The sequence below is a fragment of the Rhodococcus sp. JVH1 genome, from assembly GCF_000280725.2.
Lineage (GTDB): Bacteria > Actinomycetota > Actinomycetes > Mycobacteriales > Mycobacteriaceae > Rhodococcus_F > Rhodococcus_F jostii_A.
Window position 1 is genome coordinate 654,456 of the sequence record NZ_CP166290.1, and the last position, 24,389, is coordinate 678,844.

Annotated in this window: 21 protein-coding genes; 8 read left to right on the plus strand and 13 right to left on the minus strand. The window is 63.6% G+C overall.

Annotation, left to right across the window (positions count from 1 at the left end; all coding sequences use genetic code 11):
- The 9 genes from JVH1_RS40570 to JVH1_RS40610 form a co-directional block, all read right to left on the minus strand.
- Positions 1-1,248 (minus strand): MCE family protein, encoded by a 1,248-nt coding sequence (locus tag JVH1_RS40570; protein WP_043777128.1) that lies wholly within the window; start codon positions 1,246-1,248, stop codon positions 1-3.
- A complete protein-coding gene (locus JVH1_RS40575) occupies positions 1,245-2,267 on the minus strand; it encodes an MCE family protein (protein WP_043777124.1) in 1,023 nt (340 codons plus the stop codon). The genes JVH1_RS40570 and JVH1_RS40575 overlap by 4 nt, the downstream gene beginning before the upstream one ends.
- Positions 2,267-3,460 (minus strand): MCE family protein, encoded by a 1,194-nt coding sequence (locus JVH1_RS40580; RefSeq protein ID WP_009472368.1) that lies wholly within the window; start codon positions 3,458-3,460, stop codon positions 2,267-2,269. The genes JVH1_RS40575 and JVH1_RS40580 overlap by 1 nt, the downstream gene beginning before the upstream one ends.
- A 15-nt stretch (positions 3,461-3,475) precedes the next feature.
- Positions 3,476-4,330 carry an ABC transporter permease gene (locus tag JVH1_RS40585; protein WP_009472367.1) on the minus strand — a complete coding sequence of 285 codons (855 nt, stop codon included), beginning with the start codon at positions 4,328-4,330 and terminating at the stop codon, positions 3,476-3,478.
- Entirely contained in the window at positions 4,327-5,043 is a 717-nt protein-coding gene (locus JVH1_RS40590; protein ID WP_230990442.1) for an ABC transporter permease, read from the minus strand. Before JVH1_RS40590 ends, JVH1_RS40585 begins: the two co-directional genes overlap by 4 nt.
- Positions 5,044-5,610: 567 nt before the next feature.
- Positions 5,611-6,849 (minus strand): acyl-CoA dehydrogenase family protein, encoded by a 1,239-nt coding sequence (locus tag JVH1_RS40595; protein ID WP_009472365.1) that lies wholly within the window; start codon positions 6,847-6,849, stop codon positions 5,611-5,613.
- A 46-nt stretch (positions 6,850-6,895) separates the two neighbouring features.
- On the minus strand, positions 6,896-7,309 hold the full coding sequence (locus tag JVH1_RS40600) for an SCP2 sterol-binding domain-containing protein (RefSeq protein WP_005563683.1): 414 nt from the start codon (positions 7,307-7,309) through the stop codon (positions 6,896-6,898).
- A 437-nt stretch (positions 7,310-7,746) separates the two neighbouring features.
- Positions 7,747-8,334: a hypothetical protein gene (locus JVH1_RS40605; protein ID WP_009472363.1), complete on the minus strand. Its 588-nt coding sequence runs from the start codon at positions 8,332-8,334 to the stop codon at positions 7,747-7,749.
- 47 nt (positions 8,335-8,381) lie between these two features.
- Positions 8,382-8,942 (minus strand): flavin reductase family protein, encoded by a 561-nt coding sequence (locus tag JVH1_RS40610; RefSeq protein ID WP_043777116.1) that lies wholly within the window; start codon positions 8,940-8,942, stop codon positions 8,382-8,384.
- A gap of 226 nt (positions 8,943-9,168) precedes the next feature.
- Here JVH1_RS40610 and JVH1_RS40615 point away from each other — a divergent pair, with 226 nt between their 5' ends.
- From JVH1_RS40615 to JVH1_RS40650, 8 genes are read left to right on the plus strand one after another with little or no spacing between them, the layout of a single operon-like run.
- Entirely contained in the window at positions 9,169-10,767 is a 1,599-nt protein-coding gene (locus JVH1_RS40615) for an acyl-CoA carboxylase subunit beta (RefSeq protein ID WP_009472361.1), read from the plus strand.
- 8 nt (positions 10,768-10,775) lie between these two features.
- Entirely contained in the window at positions 10,776-12,779 is a 2,004-nt protein-coding gene (locus JVH1_RS40620) for a biotin carboxylase N-terminal domain-containing protein (RefSeq protein ID WP_009472360.1), read from the plus strand.
- Positions 12,780-13,559: an enoyl-CoA hydratase/isomerase family protein gene (locus tag JVH1_RS40625; RefSeq protein WP_009472359.1), complete on the plus strand. Its 780-nt coding sequence runs from the start codon at positions 12,780-12,782 to the stop codon at positions 13,557-13,559.
- The gene (locus tag JVH1_RS40630) at positions 13,559-14,380 is read left to right on the plus strand and encodes a TIGR03084 family metal-binding protein (RefSeq protein ID WP_371113138.1); all 822 of its coding nucleotides are present in this window, start codon (positions 13,559-13,561) and stop codon (positions 14,378-14,380) included. Before JVH1_RS40625 ends, JVH1_RS40630 begins: the two co-directional genes overlap by 1 nt.
- Positions 14,377-16,167, plus strand: coding sequence for an acyclic terpene utilization AtuA family protein (locus JVH1_RS40635; protein WP_009472357.1), 1,791 nt, complete (start codon positions 14,377-14,379; stop codon positions 16,165-16,167). Before JVH1_RS40630 ends, JVH1_RS40635 begins: the two co-directional genes overlap by 4 nt.
- Positions 16,168-16,205: 38 nt before the next feature.
- Entirely contained in the window at positions 16,206-17,360 is a 1,155-nt protein-coding gene (locus JVH1_RS40640; RefSeq protein ID WP_009472356.1) for an acyl-CoA dehydrogenase family protein, read from the plus strand.
- Between the two features lie 28 nt (positions 17,361-17,388).
- A complete protein-coding gene (locus tag JVH1_RS40645; protein WP_009472355.1) occupies positions 17,389-18,993 on the plus strand; it encodes an AMP-binding protein in 1,605 nt (534 codons plus the stop codon).
- A 4-nt stretch (positions 18,994-18,997) separates the two neighbouring features.
- Entirely contained in the window at positions 18,998-19,600 is a 603-nt protein-coding gene (locus JVH1_RS40650) for a TetR/AcrR family transcriptional regulator (RefSeq protein ID WP_009472354.1), read from the plus strand.
- 525 nt (positions 19,601-20,125) lie between these two features.
- Here the strand turns inward: JVH1_RS40650 and JVH1_RS40655 are convergent.
- From JVH1_RS40655 to JVH1_RS40670, 4 genes are all read right to left on the minus strand, one after another.
- Positions 20,126-21,625: an aldehyde dehydrogenase gene (locus tag JVH1_RS40655; RefSeq protein WP_009472353.1), complete on the minus strand. Its 1,500-nt coding sequence runs from the start codon at positions 21,623-21,625 to the stop codon at positions 20,126-20,128.
- Between the two features lie 63 nt (positions 21,626-21,688).
- A complete protein-coding gene (locus JVH1_RS40660) occupies positions 21,689-23,263 on the minus strand; it encodes an AMP-binding protein (protein ID WP_009472352.1) in 1,575 nt (524 codons plus the stop codon).
- A 2-nt stretch (positions 23,264-23,265) separates the two neighbouring features.
- A complete protein-coding gene (locus tag JVH1_RS40665; protein WP_009472351.1) occupies positions 23,266-23,769 on the minus strand; it encodes a ketosteroid isomerase-related protein in 504 nt (167 codons plus the stop codon).
- 33 nt (positions 23,770-23,802) lie between these two features.
- Positions 23,803-24,255 (minus strand): ketosteroid isomerase-related protein, encoded by a 453-nt coding sequence (locus JVH1_RS40670; RefSeq protein WP_009472350.1) that lies wholly within the window; start codon positions 24,253-24,255, stop codon positions 23,803-23,805.
- Between the last annotated feature and the right edge of the window lie 134 nt (positions 24,256-24,389).

Genomic DNA, 24,389 nt, shown 5'->3' on the forward strand with positions numbered 1-24,389 from the left:
TCATCCTCCCAATCCGGGTAGCGGCGGAAGTCCAGGCAGCTGCGGTAGTGGCGGCAGCTGAGGCAGGCCAGGCAGTGCGGGTGGTCCGGGTTGGGCCGGAGCGGCTGCAGGAGCGGCGGGGTCGCCGGGCTGGACGGGGCAGGTGCTCGGATCGGGAAGCGGGGTGGTGTGGCCGGGCGGGGTCAGCCCCGGGGCCGCGTTGTGTCCACATGTCACCGGGAATTGGTTTTGCCCGTTGAGCGTGCCGGGGTTGACGCCTTGTTCCCGGAATGCGGCGTCGATGAAGGGCTGTAGGAACTGGCCGGGAAGCAGATTCATGATGTAGGCCTTGAAGAATGGGCCGGAGGCCACCGATTCACCGAGCGAGGTGATGTATTGGCTTGCCGGCAGGATCGCCTTCTTCACATCGTCCTTACGTTCGTTCAAGAGTGCTGTCACGCTGTTGAGTTGATCGAGTACCGGCCGGAGTTGGGCTTCGTTGTCATCGACCAGTGACGCCACCTGCGCGGTGACGGCGGACAGGTTCACCAGGAGTGTGTCGATTGCCTGTCGGCGCTGATCGAGCGCGGTGAAGAGGGTGTTGCTGTCGAGGAGCAGCTTGTTGATCTGTTCGCTACGTCCGCCGAGGACCTTGGTCAGTGATTCCGCGTTGTGGAACAGGTCCTTGACCATCTGATCGCGGGTGCCCACGGTGTCCGAGAGCCGGGAGACTCCGTCGAGCGCGGCACTGAGGTTCGGTGCGGTCTGATCAAGGGTTTGGCTGAGGGTGTCCAGTGCGTTGGTGACCTGGTCGGTGTCCAGATTGCTCACAGTGGTGGACAGGTCGCCGAGCGCATCGGTCAGGAGATAGGGGGTGGAGGTGTGCTCGAGCGGGATCGGCTGATCCGGTGAGAGCGCTTTGTCCCCCTTTGGCGTCACCTGCAGGAACTTTCGTCCCAGCACGGTCAATGTCTTGATCGAGACCTCGGAGTCCACGCCCAGACGCGGTCCGTCCACGCTGAATGCGATCCGGACCTTGTCGCCATCGAGGTCGATGTCTTCGACATCCCCGACGTGGACGCCGGAGAGGAACACCTTGTCGCCGGTCTCGAGCCCGCCTGTGTCACCGACGTATGCGGTGTAGGTCACCGACGAGCTCAATGTGGAAGCGATACGGTCGAAGTTGACCGAGATCAGCACCAGGGCCGCGACCACCAGGACGCCGATCAGACCGGTGCGTACCGTGTTGGTTTTCTGTGTTCGACTCACTGTGCTGTACACCTTCCTGCCCGCTGTCCGATGATCGGGATGAGGGCGGGATTACCGTCAGGGCCATTGACTTTCAATGTGACATCGCAGAGGTAGAACGTAAAGAAGTCGCCGTAGAGTCCGAGTCGGGCGAGGCGGCCGTACGCGTCGGGGAGTGTGCTGAGCGCCCAGTTGGCGTAGTCCTTGTCGGCATTGATGTTGCCGGCGACTCGTCCGATCTCGGTGACGTCGTTCCTGATCGCCGGGCGGGCGTTCACCAGGAGGTCGGCGACGGAGGCGGACGCGTCGTTGACGCGGACGAGGGCATCGCCGATCGGGTCGGACTGCTCGGAGAGTCCACTGATGACTTGCTGCAGTTTGTCGATACCTTCGTCGAACTGCTTGTTGTGTTCGTCGACCGTGCCGAGTACCCGGTTGAGGTTGTCGATCACGGAGCCGATCAGCTGATCGCGGTCGGCCAGTGCGGAGGTCAGTTCGCCGGATTGTTTCAGGAAGTCCGATACCGTTCCGCCCTGTCCTTGCAGAACATTCACCAGTGAGGTCGAGAGCTTGTTGACCTGATCGGGGTCCAGTGCTTTGAACAGTGGCCGGAAGCCGTTGATCAGGGCATCGAGATCCAGCGCGGCCATCGTGCGATCTGCCGGGATGGTTGCGTCCTCGGGTTGTGTGGTGTTGGACCCGGGGCTGTCGAGCAGTTCGAGGTAGTGGGCTCCGATGAGGTTCTCGTACCGCACGGCGAGCTTGGTGGATTCGGTGAACGGCACGGCCTTGGTGAGCGAGAACTCGACCAGGGCGGTGGCCTCGTCGACGATCTCGACGGACTTCACCTTCCCGACCTCGACGCCGGCGACCCGCACGAACTCATCCGACTTCAAACCGGAGGCGTCCGCGAAGGCGGCCTTGTAGGTTCGTTCGCTGCCGAACCGCACTTGGGAGAAGACCACGACAACCGCGGCGGTGAAGAGCACCATGATCACCGCGAAGAGCGCCAAACGTGCAATGGTTCCAGTGATTTTCATTAGCGCGCAGGCCCTCCCACGATATTCCCGAACAGATAGTCGACGAAGAACGGGGAACCCAGACGGGGGCTGGTCGAATCGGCGATCGATGCACCGGTGTCGGTGACCAGCACGGGCGACGGGTACATGTCTTTGGTGATCATTGGATAGCACCCCGGTTGCCCGCCCGGACCCCCGGATGCCTCGACCTTCGGTAGGTTCTTTGGATAACGATAGGGGTCGTCGCCAGGAAGGAACCCGACATCGAGGTCGAGGGAGTAGCCGGTATTGTCACCGAACGAGTTCGACAAGACGTCGCGGGTGTCGACCGATTGCTGGAGTAGACAGGTGATTTCGGGACTGTACTTGGACAGAAGGCCTGTCGTCGGCAGCAGTAGCCGCATGGAATCGACCAGCCCGCGCTCGAGGTCATTGGTCAGCGCCGCGCCGTCGTTTCCGAAGTTCACCGCTGCGGTCAGCGTCGAATCGAGCTGTTCCTCTCTCTCGACGACCGAATCCGACGTCGTGGAGGCGAATTTCAGCAGCTCCATCATGGTCGGCGCGACATCCGCATAGGTGTTGACGACGGTGGACGTGTCGCGGAGGTCGCTCTGAAGTTGCGGCAGGACCGGGTTGAGTCGGGTGAGGACGGAATCGGCCTTGACCATGGTGTCGCCGAACTGCTCCCCTCGGCCGCGCAGACCCTCGGCGACCGCGCCGAGTGCCGAGTTCAGCTTCGCCGGGTCGACGTGGTGCATCACCGACGTCAAGTTCTCGAATACGGTGTTGATCTCCGTCGTGACGTTGCCCGACCGGACTTCACTTCCCGCGGCGAGCTGTCCCTGCCCTGAGGCGCTGGTCAGCGCGACGTACTTGGCGCCGAACGCCGTCGTCGCTTTGATCTCGGCGGTGGTGTCGGCCGAGAGCAGGTCGAACCGTGCCGAATCGATATCGAGGCTCAGTCGCGAGGTACCGGCCAACTGCTGGACTTCCTTGACCCTGCCGATCTCGACTCCATTGAGTTGGACCTTGGCCCCGGGTTCCATCACCAGGCCGGACCTATCGGCGACGACGGTCAACGGAACGGTTTCCTCGAAGGCCCCGCGGAATGTCTGCATACACAGCACCAGGGCCGTGATGACGCCGACCAGCATCGCGGCGCCGGCGACCCGGAGCGGTGGCTGTTTGTAGTGTGATTTGTTGCGTGTTCCCATCAGCGCGTCCCCCGTCTAACCGGCCAGGTTGAAATTGCCGGATGTTCCGTAAATCGCAAGTGAGGCAAACAGAACGACCATCACCACCGCGATCAGTGATGTGCGTACGGCCCGTCCGACCGCCTCGCCTACGCCGGCGGGGCCACCGGCGGCGTTGTAGCCGTAGTAGCAGTGGATCAGCATGACCACGGTGGCCATCAGTAGGGCCTCCAGGAAGGACCAGAACAGGTCGCTCGTCCGCAAGAAGGTGAAGAAGTAGTGGTTGTAGACGCCGGCGGACTGGCCGTAGATCCCGGTGGTCGTCACCTGCGCAGCGAGGAACGACATGATGACGGCCATGGAGTACAGCGGGATGATCGCGACGATGCCGGCGATGGCCCTGGTCGACACCAGGTAGGACATCGACCGGATGCCGGTCACTTCGAGTGCGTCGATTTCCTCGCTGATCCGCATCGCCCCCAGCTGGGCGGTGGCGCCCGCACCGATGGTCGCGGCCAGCGCGATACCGGCGACCACGGGTGCCATGATCCGGACGTTGCAGAACGCTGCGAAGAACCCGGTCAGTGCCTCCACACCGATGTTGCCCAGCGAGTTGAACCCTTGGATAGCGGCGAGGGTTCCGCCGGCGAAGGTCATGAATCCCACGATCGCCACGGTGCCGCCGATCACCGCCAAGGCCCCGGATCCCATGCCGATTTCGGCGATCAGCCGGAGGGTTTCGCGCGAGTATGTCTTCAGGGCGTGCGGAGTGAACCGGATTGTTCGCCAGAAGAAGACTGCCTGTTCACCGAGGGATTCGAGGAACCGGAGCGGCGCCGCCGCGACCTTCGATACTCGTCGTTTTCCGGTCAGGCTGTTGGCCACGGTCATCGCCCCGTTCCGTATTTCACGCCGATGGCGGTGACAATCACATTCACCGCGAACAAGGCCATGAAGGCGTACACGACCGTCTCATTGACGGCGTCGCCGACGCTCTTCGGGCCGCCCTTCACTGTGAGCCCACGATGGCACGCCACCAGACCCGCAATGAGCCCGAACAAGCACGCCTTGACCTCGGAGATGATGACCTCCGGCAAACCGGTGACGAAGGTCAGAGACGACACGTATGCGCCCGGGGTGACGTTCTGGAAGACGACGGAGAAGAAGAAACCTCCGACGATGCCGATCGTGATCACCAGCCCGTTCAGGAGCAGCGCCACCAGGGTGGAGCCGAGCACTCGCGGGACCACCAGACGTTGAATCGGGTCGATTCCCAGTACTTTCATGGCGTCGATCTCCTCGCGGATCGTCCGGGCTCCGAGGTCGGCGCAGATCGCGGTGGCTCCGGCGCCGGCCACGACGAGAACGGTAACGAGCGGGCCGATCTGGGTTACCGCGCCGAGTGCCGCACCCGCACCGGACAGGTCGGCAGCTCCGAACTCGACTAGGAGGATGTTGAGCGTGAAGACCACCAGAACGGTGAACGGCACCGCGACAAGCAGGGTGGGCAGCAACGCGACGCGAACGATGAACCAGGACTGCAGAACGAACTCTCGCCATTGAAACGGGGGCCGGAACAGCGCCCGGAATGTCGCCGCGCACATCTCGAAGAATGCGCCCAGGGGCCGCAGTGCCGATTCGGCCCAGCTCCGAGCCTTCCCGGGCTTGCGGACAGGCGCGTCGTCGGGGCCCGGTGCACGCGGATCTACAGCGAGCGGTGGGGAACCGGTCACCGGTTTCCTCCTCGTCAAATGGAAAATGAAGTGTGTCGAGCGACTGATCGGGCTACTCGGGCCCATCCACAACCAGATATGTTGTGCGCCGCATCACATTGGAATGGTAGGGCTACGCTAGATCACAACACAAGTAAATTGCTATTCACTTCCTCCGTTCGGGGGAGCAATCTCACCCCGAAGTGGCAGGAAACCGCGTCGGAGTTCCCCCCAAGGGGGGATGAGGGGAGGAGAAAGTGATCCGCAATGTACTTTTACCCATGGGATCTCCCGTAGCGGCGTATGGAACGGCCGACCTGGCCAGCGGCAAGGAGACAACCGCCGACGACGTGACTACAGGCCCTGTCGCCGCGCGCGGATGGGGTTCTGGACGCGTACGCGAAAGCCCTCCGGTGTCCTGCTCAGGACAGGAAACCGGAGGGCTTTCGTGGAAGCCGATCAGTCGTTGAGTTGCTCGGGCTGCAGAAGATACTCGCCGATGTACGTGCGAGATTGATCGGAGTTGAGCGGCTGGAACATCGAGGCCGCCGAATCGCGGTACAGACGCTCGAAGATCGCCCCCTTACGGAACGACGACCCACCGGCCATGCTCATGGCGTGCCTGGTCATGTGCATGACGTTCTCGGCGATAAAGGTCTTGGCCAGACCGATGTACGGGAAGCGGAGCTCCAACGGCCATTCGTCGTCCTTGCCGTCGAGGAGTTCCTGGCAGGTCTGGTAGAGCACCCGGCGCGAGATCTCCACCCGTGAGGCCATGTCGCCGATACCGTCGATGATGTGCCCGACGCCGGAGACCTTGGTGTCTTCTGCGACGATGGCCCCGAAGGTGGCGCCGAGGGTCTTCTTCGACAGGGTGGCGCGAGATTCCTCGAGAACGCGGTACTGCATACCCAGGTAGATGCTCGCGAACATCAGCGATGCCCACTCGAGGACGCCGAACGCGCCGGAGCGCCACTCACAGATGAACCCGTCTTCCGGGACGAAGTAGCCATCGAAGTGGATGGTCTGCGTACCGGTGGCATGCATACCGAGAGCGTCCCAGGTCTTTTCGATGCGGATTCCGTCACCCTGGCCGTTCTCGTCGACGTTGAAGTCGCCGATGAAGAAGCTTTCCGCGTTGACGCGCTCCTGGAAGTCCTCCGGTAGATTTCCCTCGGAATCGGTGATGGTCGCGTTGGTGGTGATGATATCCGCGGCCTCACAGAGTGTTCCCCACGTCTTCTTGCCGTAGAGCTTCCATCCGCCGTTGGGCTGGGGAATGGCCTTCATGTCGGCGAGACCGCTGAATCCGGCTCGCTGCTCGGAGAACGGACCGAACATGATCTCGCCGTCGGCAACGCGCCCGAGCCAGTACTTGTTCTGCTCTTCACTCATCAGGTTGCCGGCGATGCCGACCATGATGTAGTGCATGTTGTAGGCCAACGTGATTGCGGAGTCGCCCTTGGACAACTCACTGATGACCTTCGAGGCCTGCAGCAGGTTGCCGCCGGGCCCGCCGAACGCCTTCGGCACCGGAAGGGATCCGAGTCCGGATTCCTTGAACGCCTTGATGGACGGGTACGCGAACGTGTTTTCGGCGTCGTACTTGGGGCCGATCTCGCGGAAGAACTTGGAAAGTTCTTCCGCCTTCTCGAAGTAGGGCTGGAATTCTTCGTCGGTCAGGTCCTGCTCTAGCATGTGCACTCCAATTGCTGTGTCGTTAATGAGTTGTTCAAGCGTGGTGTCAGTCGATCAAGAGGTCTTCGCGGCCGTTTTCCTTCAGAAGCTGCTTGTAGACGTCGAACAGGCCGCCGGTGAGTGGGAGAAGCTTGAGCGCCACCGAGCGTTTGCCGTCGAGCTTGACCTTCCGCTGCGCCATGGCGAGGGTGAAGTTGAGCTTGCCCTGCCAGAACTTGTTGCTGTTGTCCGACGACATCCGCAACTGCACCGTGGACGCCATCCCCTCGGTCGCATCGCCCGTGGTGACCTTCTGCCCCGGGAAATCGATGATCATCACCGCGTCCGGATCTGTCTGGATCAGCTTGATCACCAGACCGGTCCCCGCGGTCGCGTCGATGAAGGTCTTTTCCTTCGTGGCTCTGTCGAAAATTCCACCGATATAGGTGTAGACCTCGTCGGCGTTGGCGAATGTACTCATGTCGACCCTTCGATTCCGGTACTGGATGAACCAAGTGTGGCAGCGGTCACTCCGTGTCCACACCCCTCTGAAGAGGGATTTCACCCCCACGTTGGGGAGATAAGCCGGCGACGCAATTCCAGATGCCCGCACGGGCCTGAAGGTGCATGTGTGCGCCGGCTACGAGCTCCCTGGTACCCGAGATCGGCTATTTCGCAACAGTTTCCAGCGGGACGGCGGGAGAGCGTCGGCGGCTCAGACTCGGCAGGACGGGATCGAAGGGTTCGCCGGATCTGGCTCGGGGTGGCAGCCAGAGGAAGGGCAGGCCCGGCGCACCTCACCCGCTTCCTGCGTCCCACAGATCTTCAGATCGGCGGATGGCAGGCGCCCGCCTCGTGGAACGCGGAAGGCCGCGGCGTCATCGACGCGGCCTTCGTGTGCGAGTTCCAGCAACGGATCTACCGGAAGGGTGTTCGTGCCAGGGCTGCCCCTCTAGGGGGCGGGTAGACGCCTCGCAGCGTTAACCACGGCAGTGACTCATTCACAACCTGATCCAGCACTGCGGGTTCCGATATGGGCAGAAGGGTGACTCCGTCGACGACACCGACGACGTACAGATCCGCGATCAGGCTGGCGAGTCCGATGGGCGTGCCGATGTATTCCAAGGACTCGCTCGGTCGCGGGACCGGCAGCATGCTGTCGAGCGTCATCAGTTCCTTGCGCGCGGACCGGGCCTCAGGGGCGATGAGCACCGCAATGTCGACGAGCACCGCGATATCGTCGGGATGCCCTCCCTTGGCCTGGATCTCCGATCGCAGCGTCGCGCGCTCTCGATGAGCTTGGGCCATGTCTGCCGCCTGTATCCGCACGATCGTCGCGTGATCGTGCGGAAGACCACCGTCGTCGTCGGCTCGGCGCAGGTCAACCCAGCGAGGCTCTGGACGTCCGGCCCGAGGGTCGATGCTGAGCGCGGGGTGGTGGCCGTAGCCGTTGAGTTCCGCGGCGACCCTCAGGGCGGGTCGGGTCGTTGGTTTCAGGCTTGTCATGGCACATTTTCTCCAGTTGGGTGCGGGGAGGCAGTGGCCGTGGCGGTCTACGACCCGAACGGTACGGCCCGGTGGTAGCGGCCCTCGTGATACAGCAGTGGGGCCGCGTCCGACGTTCCGTCGGCGTCATCGATGTGGATCTCCTCGACCGCCCCGATGACCAAGGTGTGATCCCCGGCCTCGATCAGCTGATGCACACCGGTCCGCAACCAGCAGTGCGTGTCGCGCAGGAGGGGCTCGCCGGTGGACAATGTCACCCAGGCCGATTCGTCGGCGAATCGCTGATCGGCACTCGCGGAAAAGCGTTGCGCAAGTGGGATTTGATGATCTCCGACCAGGTGGACGATCAACGATTGCGCCTGGTGTAGGGCACTGATGCTCGACGAGGTGTGTGCGATATTGAAGGACACCAGTGGCGGGTTCAGTGACAGAGACGAGAACGAGGTAGCGGTGAACCCGACCGGTCCGTTCGGGGAGTCGAGGGTGATGATCGTGACGCCGGCGGGATGGCGACGAAGTGCCGTCCGGTAGAGATCGGCATCGATGGTGGTGGACGCTCCCGCCCTGTGGGCGGAGTTGTCAAGGGACTGGGACACCGGTTTCTCCATTCAAGCGGAAGGGTTCTCTGCAGCCGACTGCGATCTTCCTCAGCATTTAGTGAAGCGTGATGTACATGAGCCGAGATTGCCGCTGCGTTACCTCCTACGATAGCGCCGAGCCGTGGTGATCTCAAGATGTAAGTGTACGGCGATTCACTTTTGGGTTACTCTGGTCACAGCTTCGATGCTCGCCCTCGTCGGTGAGAGTCCCCAGATCTGAAAGAAAGGCGTACGGATGCCCGTACTCGACTCGGTGATCGACACGTCATCGGATACCTACCAGGAGAACCGCAGAGTTCAGCTCGCCGCGGTCGCGGCGCTGAATGAGCAACTCGACCTCGTCATCGCGGGGGGTGGCCAGCGGTACACTCAACGCCACCACGATCGCGGGCGCCTACTCGTCCGCGAACGGATCGAACTCCTCATCGACCGCGATGCTCCGTTCATGGAGTTGTCACCGTTGGCGGCGTGGGGAACTCAGTTCAACGTCGGGGCGGCCATCGTCACGGGCGTCGGCGTCGTTTCGGGCGTCGAAACCATGATCATCGCCCACGACCCCACGGTGCGGGGCGGAACGATGAACCCCTTCACATTGAAGAAGAATCTGCGTGCGTTGGAGATCGCTCGCGTCAACCGACTGCCAGTGGTCTACCTGGTGGAGTCCGGCGGCGCGGACCTGCCGACCCAGTCAGAACTCTTCGTGTTCGCCGGCAAGATCTTCCACGACCTGAGTGAACTGTCGTCGATGGGAATTCCGACCATCGCGCTGGTCTTCGGCAACGCGACCGCCGGCGGCGCGTACGTCCCAGGAATGTGCGACTACGCGGTGTTGGTCGACAAACAGGCCAAGGTGTTCCTGGGTGGCCCCCCGCTGGTGAAGATGGCCACCGGAGAGGACGCCAACGACGAGGACCTCGGGGGCGCCGACATGCACTCGCGCGTTTCCGGTGTGGCCGACCAGTTCGCCGTCGACGAGAACGACTGCATCAGAATCGGCCGCGACATCGTCAGCCGCCTCAACTGGCGCAAGTTCGGGCCCGCCCCGTCCGCGGCCGCCGACGACCCGCTGTACGACCCCGAGGAACTCCTCGGCATCGCCTCGGGGGACCCGCGGGTCCCGTTCGATCCTCGGGATGTCATCGCCCGTGTCGCCGACGGCTCGAGGTTCTCCGAGTACAAACCGCGCTACGGGTCGAGTCTGGTGACCGGTTGGGCGTCGATCCACGGATTTCCGGTCGGAATCCTCGCCAACCACCGCGGCGTCCTCTTCAGCGAAGAGGCCAAGAAGGCCACCGAATTCATTCTGTTGGCGAACCAGACCGACACCCCGCTGATCTTCCTGCACAACACAACCGGCTACATGGTCGGAACCGAGTACGAGCAGGGCGGCATCATCAAGGACGGTTCCAAGATGATCAATGCGGTCACCAACAGCAAGGTCCCGCACATCACGATCAACGTGGGAGGTTCCTTCGGTGCCGGAAACTACGGAATGTCCGGCCGGGCCTACGACCCCCGCTTCATGTTCACGTGGGCCAATGCCAAGCTCGCGGTGATGGGTGCCCAGCAACTCGCCGGTGTGATGTCGATCGTCGGCAAGACCTCCGCAGAGGCCGCAGGTCGTGAATTCGACGTGGAGGCCGATGCCGCGCGCACCGCAGCAATCGAGCAGCAGATCGAAGCCGAGTCACATCCCTTCTTCATTTCCGGACGCCTCTACGACGACGGCGTCATCGATCCGCGTGACACCCGTGCGATCCTCGCGATCGCATTGTCCGCCGCCCATTCCAACCACATTGCCGGCCAGCGTGGCTACGGCGTCTTCAGAATGTGAGTACCGCAGTGTCAACGATCACCAAGCTGCTGATCGCCAACCGAGGCGAAATCGCGTCGCGCATCATCAGGACGGCGCGCGAAATGGACATCTCGACGGTGGCGCTCTATTCCGACGCCGATCGGCACTCGCCGTACGTGCTCGAGGCCGACGAATCCATCCACCTCCCGGGCACCACTCCCACCGACACCTACCTTCGGGTCGATCTGGTTATCGCCGCCGCACACCGAACCGGCGCGAACGCCATCCACCCCGGCTACGGGTTCCTCTCTGAGAACGAGGACTTCGCACGACGATGCAAGGACGAGGGCATCATCTTTGTCGGCCCCTCACCCGAAGCGATCGCGGCGATGGGATCGAAGATCGAGGCCAAGCGCATCATGGCGGATGCGGGAGTTCCCGTGCTGCCGGGAATGGTGATCGAGAACGAATCCGACGAAGATCCGGAGCGGCTGCGGTCGGCAGCAGACGACATCGGATTGCCGGTGCTGGTCAAGGCCGCGTTCGGCGGCGGCGGCCGCGGGATGCGGATCGTCAACGACCGCGACGAGATCGTCGAAGCGGTCCGCAGCGCCCGCCGCGAGGCACAGTCGGCGTTCGGCAACGGCACCGTCTTCCTCGAGAAGTTCGTCCAGTCGCCGAGGCACATCGAGGTGCAGATCTTCGGTGACAGCTTCGGCAACGTCGTTCATCTGGGTGAACGAGAGTGCTCCATCCAGCGTCGCTACCAGAAGATTGTCGAGGAGTCGCCCTCGACAGCGGTCGACCGGGAGTTGCGGGAAGAACTCGGCGCCGCCGCGGTCTCGGCGGGCAAGGCACTCAACTACGAGGGTGCCGGCACCGTCGAATTCGTGATGGCACCCGACGGCGCGTTCTATTTCCTCGAGGTCAACACCCGCCTACAGGTGGAACATCCGGTCACCGAACTCGTCACCGGGACAGACTTGGTGCGCGGTCAGCTCCTCGTTGCCGCCGGCCAGAAGTTGCCCCCCGAGATCGAATCACCGGAGTTCAACGGACACGCGGTCGAGGTTCGGCTCTACGCCGAGGACGTACCGGCCGGATTCGTGCCGGTGTCCGGAAAGCTGACCACCTTCGAGATCGCCGACCTTCCCGGTATCCGCGTCGACGCGGGATTCGCGTCTGGGTCTACCGTCAGTACCTTCTACGATCCGATGCTGGCGAAGGTGATCGGATTCGGCCGGACCCGGGAAGAAGCCTGCGATCGGGTGGCCCGGGCTCTGGACGAATCACTCATCCACGGCGTGACCACCAACCGTGACCTGTTGATCGGCATTCTCCGCGAACCCGAGTTCCGCAACGGGCAGACCGACACCGGCTACCTCGACCGGCACTCGGTCGCCGATCTGACCGCCGGCTGCGTCACCGGTGACGCCACTACCGCGACCCACGCGCTCGTCGCCGCACTCGCTGCTCAGACCGAGCGCCGAGCGACGACGGCGACGCTGCCTGGACTACCCTCCGGCTTCCGCACCGTGCGCAGCGCACCGCAGGCAGTGCTGTTCCGCAACGGTGACAACGAGATCGAGATCGCCTACGAGTTTCTCCGCGACCGGATCAACGCGGCCGCCGACGGACGTGACATCGAAGACATCGAGCTGATCGAGGCCTCCCCCACTCTCGTCGACGCGGTCATCGAGGGTGTGCGCCGCCGCTACTCGATCGTCCGAGATGGTGCCGCGCACTTCGTCAACAGCGCCCTCGGTGCCACCGAACTGCACGAGGTGGAGCGATTCCCCGATCCGAGCGATGTGCAGGAGTCCGGTTCCCTGCTCGCGCCGATGCCCGGCTCGGTCGTGCGGATCGAGGTATCCGAGGGAGACGAAATCACGGCCGGGGCCGCCGTCGTCGTGCTCGAGGCCATGAAGATGGAGCACACGGTCAAGGCCCCCATCGACGGGGTGGTGACAAAGATTCCGGTCACCGTCGGCCAGCAGGTCGACTCCGGCACCGTGCTCGCTGTGGTGCACGACGGGCAGGAGGACGCATAGATGGCACACGACACCTCCACCGCGGCGGTCACCTACGAGGTACGCAATTCGGTCGCCTGGCTCACGATCAACCGTCCCGATGCACGCAACAGTCTCAACCGCGCGGTCCGAGAGGGCCTGTTCGCCGGCGTCCGGCGCTTCAACGACGACGAGTCCGCGAAGGTCCTCGTCCTCACCGGCAGCGGCGACAAGGCGTTTTGCGCCGGCGGGGATCTCAAGGAGATGAGCCAGGAACAACTCACCGTCCCGCCCGTGGACTTCGTCCCCCAGTTCGGGCGGAACATCGAGGTCGACAAGCCGACCATCGCGGCGGTCAACGGCGCCGCCTTCGCCGGCGGTTTCCTACTGGCACAGACCTGCGACCTCTGCATCGCCTCGAGTACGGCCACCTTCGCGATTTCCGAGGTGAAGATCGGCCGCGGCTCGCCCTGGGCGGCTCCGCTGCCATTGATGGTCCCGCCGCGGATCGCGATGGAAATCGTGCTCACCGGCGCGGCCCTTACCGCCCAGCGCGCCTACGAGATCGGCTTCGTCAACCAGGTCGTCGAGCCCTGCGAATTTACCGACGCAACACAACAATTCGCCGAACTGATCGCAGCGAATGCCCCGTTGTCGGTGAGTGCGGGAAAGAAGACGGCCAAGCTGACCGCCGAGCATCCCCTGTCCGGCGCGTTCGAGATGGCCGAAAAGATCTGGGAACCCGTGTACCTCAGCGACGACGCACAAGAGGGAATGCTCGCCTTCAACGAAAAACGGCGCCCCCACTGGAAGGGGCACTGATGGCACTGGACTATGAGGCACTTCTCGACGACCTCGACGTCGAGACGGTACGGCTGATCCTCGTTCTTCGCGACCTCACACCGGGTCAATGGGAGATCGATACCCCAGCCGAGGGCTGGGCCCTGCGCGATCAGGTCTCGCATCTGGCCTTCTTCGACGATGCCGCACAAACCGCGATGGACGATCCCCAGCGGTTCCGCGAAGAATCCGCCGTCCTGATCGCCGGCGGAATGGATTTTCCGGACCGGATCGCTCGTGACCTGCGAACAATGTCCCACCAGGACCTGATCGACTGGTTCGTGCACTCTCGAAGCGAATTGCTCAAGACGCTGCGACGAACCGATCCGAAAGCACGGATGCCCTGGTACGGACCCGATATGAGTGCCGCCTCCTCGGCAACCGCACGGTTGATGGAGACGTGGGCCCACGGCCGGGATATCTACGATGCCCTCGGCCTACGACACCAGGCCAGTCCAGGTCTGCGCAGCATCGCGCACCTGGGGGTGAGTACCTTTGCCTTCGCCCATCAGCTCAATGGACTACCGGTGCCCGAGCAGCCTGTCCGGGTGGTACTGCAAGCCCCGCACCCCGACGCCAATGCGTGGACGTGGGGGCCCGCTGACGCCGAGAACGCCGTCGTGGGTCCGGCCGAGGACTTCGTCCTCGTCGTCACGCAACGACGCAACGTGGCCGACACCCGCCTCGTCGTCACCGGCCCCGTCGCCCACACCTGGATGGGCATCGCCCAAGCCTTCGCCGGGGCCCCCGGCCCCGGCCGACCCAGTCTCGCCGCACCGTCAACCACTGGAGGAACCCGATGAGAGAGTCTGACGCCCCGCGTCGGCCGATCCGTATCGGCAACGCATCGGGATTCTACGGCGACCGGCTCTCCGCCTTCCGCGACATGGTCGACGGCAGCCCGGTCGACGTGATCACCGGCGACTACCTCGCCGAACTGACCATGCTCATCCTCTGGAAGGCCCGCAAGAAGGACCCCGCCACCGGCTACGCGAAAACGTTCCTCACCCAGGCCCGTCAATCACTCGCCGATTGCGCCGCCAAGGGAATCAAGATCGTCGTGAACGCGGGCGGCCTCAATCCTGCCGGTCTAGCCGACGAGGTCCGCAAGCTCATCGCCGATCAGGGGCTCGACCTGTCCGTCGCGCATCTCGAGGGCGATGACATCCGGCCCCGACTCGAATCACTCCTGGCCGACGGGCACGAGTTCCGGCACCTCGACAAGGGCACCACGCTGGCAGAGGCCGGGGTGAACCCGGTGTCGGCGAACGCGTACCTCGGTGGCTGGGGTATCGCCGCGGCACTGAACAACGGTGCCGACGTGGTGATCTGTCCACGCGTCACCGACGCAGCACTCGTTGTCGGCACCAGCGCGTGGTGGCACGGCTGGGGACGCACCGACTTCGATGCCCTTGCCGGGGCGGTAGCAGCCGGACACATCATCGAGTGCGGCCCGCAAGCAACGGGGGGCAACTATTCACAAATCCGGGAAGTGCACGATCGTCGGTACCCGGGCTCCCCGATCGCCGAAATTGCGCACGACGGGAGCTTTGTCATCACCAAGGACCCTGGAACCGGAGGCCTGGTGTCCGTGGGAACCGTCACGGCCCAGTTGTTGTACGAGATCGATGGCCCCCTCTACCTGAACCCGGACGTCGCCGCGCACTTCGAGACCATCGAGATCACCCAAGAAGGACCCGACCGGGTCCGGGTGGCTGGAACCACGGGAAGTCCCCCGCCGCCCGACCTGAAGGTGGCGATGAACTACATCGGCGGCTTCCGGAATACGATGACCCTGGTCCTCACCGGACTCGACGTCGAAGAAAAGGCCGCTTGGGCGATCGACGAGCTGTTCGAGATCCTCGGCGGGAAAGAAAAGTTCGACGACGTCGACGTCCAACTGCTCCGCTACGACATTCCCGACCCGCCCACCGCCGCCCAATCGACAGCGCACCTGCGGGTGACTGTCAAAGATGCCGATCGCGCCAAAGTCGACCGCGCGTTCTCCAACTCGGTCACCGAGATCGCCGTCGCCGGCTATGCGGGTTTCCACACCACCACTCCGCCGTCTTCGGCATCGGAGTTCGGTGTTTACTGGCCCTCGCTCATCCCGGCGAACGAAATTGAACATGTGGTCCTCCATGCCAACGGAACCAAGGAACTCATCGACCACTGCCCGCGGACCCAGAGACCGCCGCTGACGCCGGCACCGTCGACGCCGCACACGGACGTGGCCGACATGGTATCCACCACTCGTCTGCCCTTGGGGTCCGTCGTTGCCGCCCGCTCCGGCGACAAGGGTGGCAAGGCGAATGTCGGTGTGTGGACCGATACCCCGGAACGGTGGAGCTGGCTGCGCCGTCACCTGACCGTCGAGAAGTTCATCGACCTGGTCCCCGAGGCGGCGTCCTTGCCCGTACACCGCTACGAGCTCCCGAACCTTCGGGCACTGAACTTCGTCATCGTCGGATTCCTGGGCGACGGCGTGGCGTCCTCGACCCGCACCGATGCACAGGCCAAGAGTCTCGGTGAGTACCTACGCGCCCGTCACACCGACATCCCGACGACATTGCTCCCCGAGACCAACTGACGCACCGGCGGCGACCGCCGCCCCACGGAGGAACCACCATGGATTTCATCGAATCCGACGAGCACGTCGCGATCCGCGAGGCGGTCGCCGCCATCACCACCAAGTTCGGTCCCGACTATTACACCCGCCACGCCTTGGCCCACGAACCGACCACGGATCTCTGGAAGGCACTGGGTAACAGCGGTTTCATCGGCATCAACCTCCCGGAAGAGTACGGCGGGGGCGGCGCCGGCATGACGGAGTTGGCGCTAGTGTGCGAGGAGACCGCCGCCCACGGCTGCCCGCTTCTGCTCCTACTCGTCTCCAGCGCCATCTCCGGGGAATTGATCGCCAAGTACGGCAGCGACGACCAACGGCAGCGATGGCTTCCGGGCATGGCGTCGGGCGAGACCAAGGCGGTCTTCGCGATCACCGAGCCCGACGCAGGGTCGAATACGCACCAACTGTCCACGCACGCCGTTCGCGACGGCGACGACTACGTTCTGAACGGCACGAAGTACTACATTTCGGGTGTCGATGAGGCGGAGGCGCTTGTGGTCGTCGCCCGTACCGGGCACGACGAGGTGACCGGGCGGGCTCAACTGTCGTTGTTCCTGATCCCCACTGATGCTCCGGGGCTGGTCAAAAACGTGCTCCCGGTCGGCGTCGCGCTCCCCGAAAGGCAGTTCACCCTGCACTTCGACGACGTACGGGTTCCGGCCGACAGCCTGCTGGGAGTCGAACACGAGGGCTTTTCCCAAGTCTTCGATGGCCTGAACCCCGAGCGGATTACCGGCGCCGCGATCTGTGTCGGAGTCGGCCGGTTCACCCTGGGCCGCGCGGCCGAGTACGCCCGGACACGCACGGTCTGGGGCCAGCCGATCGGGATGCATCAGGGGCTGTCTCACCCGCTGGCAAAGGCGCAGGTCGAGGTACAACTGGCCGCCCTGGCCACTGCGAAGGCCGCGTGGTTGTACGAGCACGGAAAACCCGCAGCCGAAGCATCGAACGTGGCAAAGTACGCGGCCGCCGAGGCGGCGGTCGCGGCGGCGGATGCCGCCATCCAGACGCACGGCGGCAACGGACTGAGCAACGACTACGGGCTTCTCCCGCAGTGGGGGCTTGCCCGGCTTCTCCGGATCGCCCCGGTGAGCCGCGAGATGATCCTCAACTACGTAGCCCAGCACAGCCTGCAACTGCCCCGGTCCTACTGACAGCGCCTCCCACGAACCGAGGAACACGATGTCCACCACCGAAATCGGTCGCAATCTGATCCACCGGATCAACGTCGGTGACAGCCTCACCCGGTCGGCCTGGCGCAGACCCGAGGCGCTGGCGCTGGTCGACGGAGACCGCCGATTCACCTACCGCGAGTTCAACAGCTGGGTCAACCGGGTCTCACACGGGTTGCATCGTCACGGTCTTCGCAGCGGCGACGCGCTCGCCCTCGCGTCCGGTAATTGCGCGGAGTTCCTCGTCACCTATTACGCCTGCGCGAAACTGGGGCTCGTGTGCGTCCCGATCAATCTTGGATGGGGCACAAGCGAAATCTCCTATGTCCTCGACCATTCGGCGGCCAGAGCGGTCGTCGTCGAGAACGAATTTCTACCGAGAGTTCAAGACGCTCTGGGCGCTACAGTCAGCGTCGTTGACATCTTTCTCGTCGACGGCGAGGTCGACACAGGGGATCCCACACTCGCCGCCTTCGCGGAGCTGGCCAGTGGTTCACCGGATTCCGAACCTGAGCATGCGATCGCCGACCGCGCACCGCTATCGTACCTTTACACCAGTGGCACCACCTCGTTCCCGAAAGGGGTGGTCGGAAACCACGCCGCCATCTACCTCGAGTCGATGACCATGGCGCTCGAGGCGCAGTTCCGTGAGGACGACCGGTTCGTGGCAATGATGCCGATGTTCCACACCGCTCAACTCAACACCCACTGCACCGCTGCAATCCTCGTCGGAGCCACAATCTTCATCGAACGACGCTTCGACGCTCGCCGCCTGTTAGCCCTGATCGAATCCGAACAAATCACCCAAATCTTCGCCCTCCCGATGATGTACAGCGAAATGCTCGAGCATTCGGACATCGGTTCCCGTAATCTTTCCTCTCTTCGCCGCGCGCTATACGCCATGGCCCCCATGCCGCGGCATCTCATCGAACGCTGCATCGAGGTCTTTGCATGCGATTTCTACCTGTTGTTCGGCCAGACGGAGATGAGTCCGACGACCACGCTGTTCCGTCCCGAACACCAGTTGACCCACATCGGCGCTGTCGGAACGCCGGTGATCGGGGTGCAAGCGGCGATCATGGGACAGGACGGCGGACTCCTGCCCACGGGGGACGAGGGAGAGATCGTCTACCGAAGCCCGCACACCATGACCGAATACCTGGACAACCCCGAGGCCACCGCGGAGGCCTTCGACCACGGGTGGTTCCATTCCGGCGACATCGGTCGGTTCGACGACGACGGCATCCTCTGGTTCACCGACCGGTTCAAGGACGTCATCAAGACCGGCGGCGAGAACGTCTCCTCCCTCGAAGTGGAGCGCGCCATCTATCAGGCCGATCCGCGCATCGCGGAAGCAACTGTCGTAGGGCTCCCCCACCACCGATGGAGCGAGGCGATCACCGCGGTCGTGGTGCCGGCATCCGGCGCAAAGGTCGATCCCGCGACGCTCATCGACAAGATCAAACGGTTGATCGATCCGTACAAGACCCCCAAAGCAATCATCGTGGTCGATGCGCTCCCCCGAACCTCGACTGGCAAGATCCAGAAGAATGTGGTTCGCGAGCGGTTTGCCGAGCACTATGAAAGAAGGTGGGACGACGATGGTGGAGAGTAGTGGGATGATCGACGACAGAACCGAGCCGGTACGCACACGGGACCCGGCGCGCCGCTACAGGATCTTGACCGCCACGGCGGACCTTGTGGCGCGAAACGGTTTCAATTCCGTGTCGATGGCCGACATCGGTGCGGCGTCCGGTATCACCGGCTCGGCGATCTACCGGCACTTCGACAGCAAGTCCGCCGTTCTCGTCGAACTCTTCGACATCGCGATAGATCGCCTGCTCGCAGACGCTGAACGAACCCTGGATAGCGGGATCGGACTCGAGCAGGCGCTGCGTGAGCTGGTCGATGGACAGATCGAATTCGTCGTGGGAAAACGCGAGGTCGCGCAGGTCTACCACAACGAGATCCACAACCTCCCCGAAGACGACCGCCGACGCCTGCGGCGGAAGCAGCGGCTCTACATCGAGGAATGGGTACATCTGGTCGACGAACTGCGCACAGACCTCGACGACGGGGAAGCCAGGGCAGTCGTGCACGCCGCCATCGGTGCACTTCAATCGACGCTGTTTCACAGCGTCGGGCTTCCAGTCGAACGTTTACGGCAGATCCTCGCTGACTCGGCACTCGCGGTCCTCGGCGTGAGTTCGACAACGACCTAGCACCACAACGAATCCTGCGGCGGTATAAGGATGACCGCTGCAGGATTCGTTGTTGGATCCGCAGAGTCGGGGCCGCCGCCGCTGTCTCCGACGCTTCGGAACGAAACTGCCGCACCGCGGATGACGCCAAGAGGCCCCACGAGATCGGCAATCGATCGCCACGAGCCGGGTCGACGGGGTCGCGTCGTGCAGTGCAATGATCATTGGCCCAGTCGGCGCCGACTTTTCACTCCCATGAAAGTGCCTGGGAAGAGAACGAAGGTGCCGGACAGTCCGGCCGGGGGCGACATGAGCGCTGACGCAGCACGGTGGCGCCGACCGTGAGGGCGACAACCCGGGGTCCCGCGAGAGACCTGAGGGCGGGGTGGTCGAAGATCCGAAATACGTGCGCCAATTTTCCGCGGTTCACTATCCCGCAATTGCACGGTGGCGATACCACTTGCGCTGCGGTCCCAGATATCGACGCGGAACGGATGGCGGCCCCTGCACGATCCCGAGGGATGAATCGTGCAGGGGCCGTGTCTATCAGACCGGGTCGATCACGATCGCGAAGGCACGCGCCTCCGGACCCGGGGAGCGATTCAACGAGATGAACTTCGCCTCGGTGTACTCGTCGAGTGCGTGGGGGCCGCCTTCACGGCCCAGACCACTCTGCTTGAATCCACCGAACGGGTAGGCCGGATGAATGACGTGCCAGTCATTGATCCACACCATGCCGGCATCGAGTTCGCGGGCGATCTCGATCGCCTGTTCCTCGTCGCCCCATACCCCGGCGGACAGTCCGTAATCGGTGTCGTTGGCGATCTTGATCGCCTCCTCGACCGAGTCGTAGGTGAGCACGACCAGGACCGGTCCGAACACCTCTTCACGTGCGATCCTGGCATCGTTGGTCACACCGACGAAGATCGTCGGCTCGATCCAGTAGCCCTTGTCGAACCCGGGACCGGTGGGAACGCCGCCGCCGATCACGGCCTTGGCGCCCTCGGTTTCGGCGATCGCGAAGTAGTCGAGGATCCGCTGATGCTGGACTTTGGAGATGATCGGCCCGACTCCGGTCGCGGGGTCGAGTGGATCACCGACCTTCAGTGTGCGGGCGCGCTCGACCAGCCGCGAGACGATCTCGTCGCGTTTGCTCGAAGGGATTAGCAGTCGGGTGCCGGCTTCACAGGCCTGGCCGTTGTTGGCCAGGGCCGCGAACAGCGAGCCGTCGATCGCGGTGTCGAGGTCGGCGCTGTCAAGAATGATGTTCGGTCCCTTGCCGCCGAGTTCGAGGGTCACTCGCTTCACGGTGTCGGCCGACTGGCGCAGGATGCTCTTGCCGACCGCGGTGGAACCGGTGAAGGCCACCTTGCGCACGTCGGGGTGCCCGCTGAGGTGCGCGCCGACGGGTTCTCCGTCGCCGGTCACCACGTTGAGCACGCCGGGCGGCAGTCCCGCCGCCTCGAACTCCTTCGCCAGCTCGAGCGCCACCAGAGGTGCATGCTCGTCGGGCTTGAGGACGACCGTGTTGCCCGCCGCGAGGGCAGGGGCGATCTTCCACACGATGACCAGCAGCGGAATGTTCCACGGCACGATCGCCGCCACCACACCCAGCGGCTCGCGCCGGACGAGGCCTTCGGCCGGCACCGGACCGATCTCGGGGCCCGCCGTCTCGAACTCGTACGTGGCGGCCTGGTCGGCCAGGTACTGCATCTGAGCGATCGACAACCCAATATGCAGGGCCCCGGTGATCCGGATGGTGGCGCCGTTCTCCCGTGTCTGGAGCGCGGCGAGCTCGTCGATACGGCCGCCGAGCCTGCCTGCGACATCGTTGAGCAGGGCCGCGCGTTGCGCGGGCGGGGTACGCCGCCAGGTGCCCTCTTCGTGCGCCGCCTTGGCCGCGGCGACGGCCTGGTCGACCTGTGTCACGCCGCCCTTGGCGACGGTGGCGACGAGCTCTTCGGTTGCAGGGCTGCGAATTTCGTAGTTCTCGCCGGTATCAACCCATTCGCCGTTGATATAGAGCGAGTAGTGCGGGACGCTCATCGGCGTGCTCCTCTTTCTCTGATGTGACTAGCGACAGCAGTGCGGTGTCGAAGGTTGCGATGGTCAGCTGATCTGGCGGGCCCGCCCTTCCCAGAACGGGGCACGGATCGATTTCTTGTCGATCTTTCCGGCCGGATTGACCGGGAGGGTGTCGACGAATGCCACCGTCTTGGGCGCGTGGACGCTGCCCATCTCCCTTTTGACGTGATCGATCAGTTCCTGCTCGGTTGCCGTGACACCGCTCTTGAGAGCGATTACCGCGTGTACCGCTTCGCCCCACTTCTCGTGGGGGACTCCGATCACTGCTGCCTGTGCAACTGCGGCGTGGCCGGCCAGGGCGTCCTCAACCTGCCGCGGAAACACGTTGAACCCGCCGGTGACCACCAGGTCCTTCTTGCGGTCCACGATGTAGAGGAACCCGTCCTCGTCGAGGCGACCGATATCGCCGGTGTGCACCCAACCGTCACGCAGCGCCTCGGCGTTGCGTGAGACGTCGACGTAGCTGAGCATCTGCCCGAGCTGGCGGGACACGATCTCGCCGGGTTCGCCGGGCGGCAACACCTGATCCGTTTCGTCCTGGATTGTCACGTCGACGTGGAACAGAGGCCGTCCGGCCGAGGCGAGCCGTTTGATCCACACCTCGCTGTCCACCCGGTGCTCGTTTTTGCGCAGACAGGAGACGTAACCGGGTTCGGTCCCGGCATAGGCCTGGATAAAGATCGGGCCGAACACGTCCAACGCCTGACGCAGCCGGTCGGGTGAGATGGGAGATCCTGCGTAAACCATAGTCCGCAGCGAAGACAGGTCATGCGCTTCGCGGCGCGGATGGTCGAGCAGCAGGTAGATGATGGTGGGAACGACGGCGGTCGCGGTCACCTTCTCCTGCTCGATGGTGCTGAGCAGTTTGTCCACGTCCAACCCGGGCAGCATCACGTTGGTGCCGCCCCGCAGGAACGTCGGCATGACGAAGATCTGCGTGTAGTGGGTCAATGGCGCACCGTGCGCGAAGACCTCACCCCAGGCGATGTCACCGATCTCGAGACCCGCGGTGATGCTGTAGTGGCCCCAGGTGAAGTGCGAGTTGACCACACCCTTGGGGTCCCCGGTGCTCCCCGAGGTGAACAGGACGTACGCCTCGTCGTGGACGTCGATCTCCACCTCGGGACGAACCGTCGGCTGCGATCGGAAGAGTCCATCGTAGCCGAACACTTCGCCGATCTCGGGGGACGCCGAAGCCGGACTGCTCCCGATCCGGATCACGGTCTGCAGCTTCGGCAGGTCACCTCTGATCTCGGCGACGACTGCGTCGAACTGGGCGTGATAGATCAGCGTGGTGGCATCTGTCTGGGAGAGACTCGACCGGAATGCGTTGGCAGCATTACGTGTAGGCATCTGCACCAACACCCCGCCGGCAGCCCAGATTCCGTGCTGCGTGGGAATGAATTCCAAGCAGTTCGGCATCAGTAGGCCGACGCGCTCGCCTTTCTGCAGCCCCAGAGAGACGAGTCCGTTCGCTACCTGGTTGCGCCAGTCGAGAAGCTCGCGATAGGTCACCCGACGATCACCATCGACGATCGCGACGTTGTCCTTGTAGTAGGTACATGCCCGATCGAGCACGTCCGGCAACGGCCCCCACATGGTCAGGATCCAACGAGAACGGACGGGTCGAATCCTTCGACCCAGTACTCCGGCGTGATGATCGGGATTCCGAGTTCCTGCAGCACAGGGGTGTCGTTCCAGTACGTCGTTTCGCGGACGATCTGACCGTCGCTGTCGAGCTGGTGCCAGGTGATGCCGCGGGTGGACAGCGTCTTGCCCTCGGTCGGAACTCCCTTGTAGGTCTCGAGACCGGTGCCCGTCCAGTTCCACAGGATCACAACGGCCGGATTTCCGGCCACGCCGGCCACCGGGAACGAGTCGGTGATCTCGAAGGAGTGTAGGCCGACACCGTTGGCCGTGTCGGTGTTCGCGTACGGGGCGAGCTTCGGCGCCAGCTCATCCTTGGTGATGGCGGTGTCGGTGACGTGGTCGGAATCGGCGTGGTCGTCGTAGACCAGGTCATCGGCGTACAGGGCGACTGCCGCCGCGGTGTCGGAGGTCAACGCGGTGATCCAGCGCCGGGCGTGCTCTTCGTGCTTACTCATGGTGCTCGTAGTTTCCTTTCGCAGGGTTCGGTGTCAGACGAGAACAGCGGACTTGGTCACGCTGGACGGGTCGACGGGCTGTCCCAGGTCCGCCGCTGCCGTCGCGATGTCCCACAGGCTCGCTTCCCGGGTGATGAGGCCGGCTTCGTTGTAGATGTGGAACGTCAGTCCCCGCGCTCCGGGCACCTTCCCGTTGGTCGGGACGCCGACGAAAGCGGTCGCCGTGGGCGCCTTCCAGGTCCACCGGTAGATCGCCGACTTCTCGTCGCCGACGACCTCATCGATCCGAAAGTTGTTGATGCCGATCCCGTTTTCGGTGTCCTTGTTGGCGTACGGCCCGAAGACACGGAGGAGTTCGTCCCTGTCGGTGATCTTCTGGCCGAGGATGGGATCTTCGAAGAGGAAGTCGTCGGCGTACAACGCAACGACCGCTTCGGGGCTCTCACGGAAGGCCTTCAGCCACTTGACAGCAAAGGAATGACTCATGAATATCGCTCTCCTCGGTGGTTGTCATAGTCCCCGCGGATACTCGAATATCGATGTGCTCCGCTCACTTCAGGAACACCTTCAAGGTATTGCGTAGGTCACACCGGCGGCGACTTACTTGGGGAGGAAACCCA

What these genes read in the sequence shown, in the direction of transcription:
- JVH1_RS40585 (WP_009472367.1), bottom strand. Translation starts at nt 4,330, where the DNA reads ATGACCGTGGCCAACAGCCTGACCGGAAAACGACGAGTATCGAAGGTC.
- JVH1_RS40635 (WP_009472357.1), top strand. Translation starts at nt 14,377, where the DNA reads ATGAGAGAGTCTGACGCCCCGCGTCGGCCGATCCGTATCGGCAACGCA.
- JVH1_RS40630 (WP_371113138.1), top strand. Translation starts at nt 13,559, where the DNA reads ATGGCACTGGACTATGAGGCACTTCTCGACGACCTCGACGTCGAGACG.
- JVH1_RS40575 (WP_043777124.1), bottom strand. Translation starts at nt 2,267, where the DNA reads ATGAAAATCACTGGAACCATTGCACGTTTGGCGCTCTTCGCGGTGATC.
- JVH1_RS40610 (WP_043777116.1), bottom strand. Translation starts at nt 8,942, where the DNA reads ATGGAGAAACCGGTGTCCCAGTCCCTTGACAACTCCGCCCACAGGGCG.
- JVH1_RS40640 (WP_009472356.1), top strand. Translation starts at nt 16,206, where the DNA reads ATGGATTTCATCGAATCCGACGAGCACGTCGCGATCCGCGAGGCGGTC.
- JVH1_RS40580 (WP_009472368.1), bottom strand. Translation starts at nt 3,460, where the DNA reads ATGGGAACACGCAACAAATCACACTACAAACAGCCACCGCTCCGGGTC.
- JVH1_RS40590 (WP_230990442.1), bottom strand. Translation starts at nt 5,043, where the DNA reads ATGTGCGCGGCGACATTCCGGGCGCTGTTCCGGCCCCCGTTTCAATGG.
- JVH1_RS40670 (WP_009472350.1), bottom strand. Translation starts at nt 24,255, where the DNA reads ATGAGTCATTCCTTTGCTGTCAAGTGGCTGAAGGCCTTCCGTGAGAGC.
- JVH1_RS40615 (WP_009472361.1), top strand. Translation starts at nt 9,169, where the DNA reads ATGCCCGTACTCGACTCGGTGATCGACACGTCATCGGATACCTACCAG.
- JVH1_RS40655 (WP_009472353.1), bottom strand. Translation starts at nt 21,625, where the DNA reads ATGAGCGTCCCGCACTACTCGCTCTATATCAACGGCGAATGGGTTGAT.
- JVH1_RS40600 (WP_005563683.1), bottom strand. Translation starts at nt 7,309, where the DNA reads ATGAGTACATTCGCCAACGCCGACGAGGTCTACACCTATATCGGTGGA.
- JVH1_RS40645 (WP_009472355.1), top strand. Translation starts at nt 17,389, where the DNA reads ATGTCCACCACCGAAATCGGTCGCAATCTGATCCACCGGATCAACGTC.
- JVH1_RS40660 (WP_009472352.1), bottom strand. Translation starts at nt 23,263, where the DNA reads ATGTGGGGGCCGTTGCCGGACGTGCTCGATCGGGCATGTACCTACTAC.
- JVH1_RS40625 (WP_009472359.1), top strand. Translation starts at nt 12,780, where the DNA reads ATGGCACACGACACCTCCACCGCGGCGGTCACCTACGAGGTACGCAAT.
- JVH1_RS40650 (WP_009472354.1), top strand. Translation starts at nt 18,998, where the DNA reads ATGATCGACGACAGAACCGAGCCGGTACGCACACGGGACCCGGCGCGC.
- JVH1_RS40665 (WP_009472351.1), bottom strand. Translation starts at nt 23,769, where the DNA reads ATGAGTAAGCACGAAGAGCACGCCCGGCGCTGGATCACCGCGTTGACC.
- JVH1_RS40605 (WP_009472363.1), bottom strand. Translation starts at nt 8,334, where the DNA reads ATGACAAGCCTGAAACCAACGACCCGACCCGCCCTGAGGGTCGCCGCG.
- JVH1_RS40595 (WP_009472365.1), bottom strand. Translation starts at nt 6,849, where the DNA reads ATGCTAGAGCAGGACCTGACCGACGAAGAATTCCAGCCCTACTTCGAG.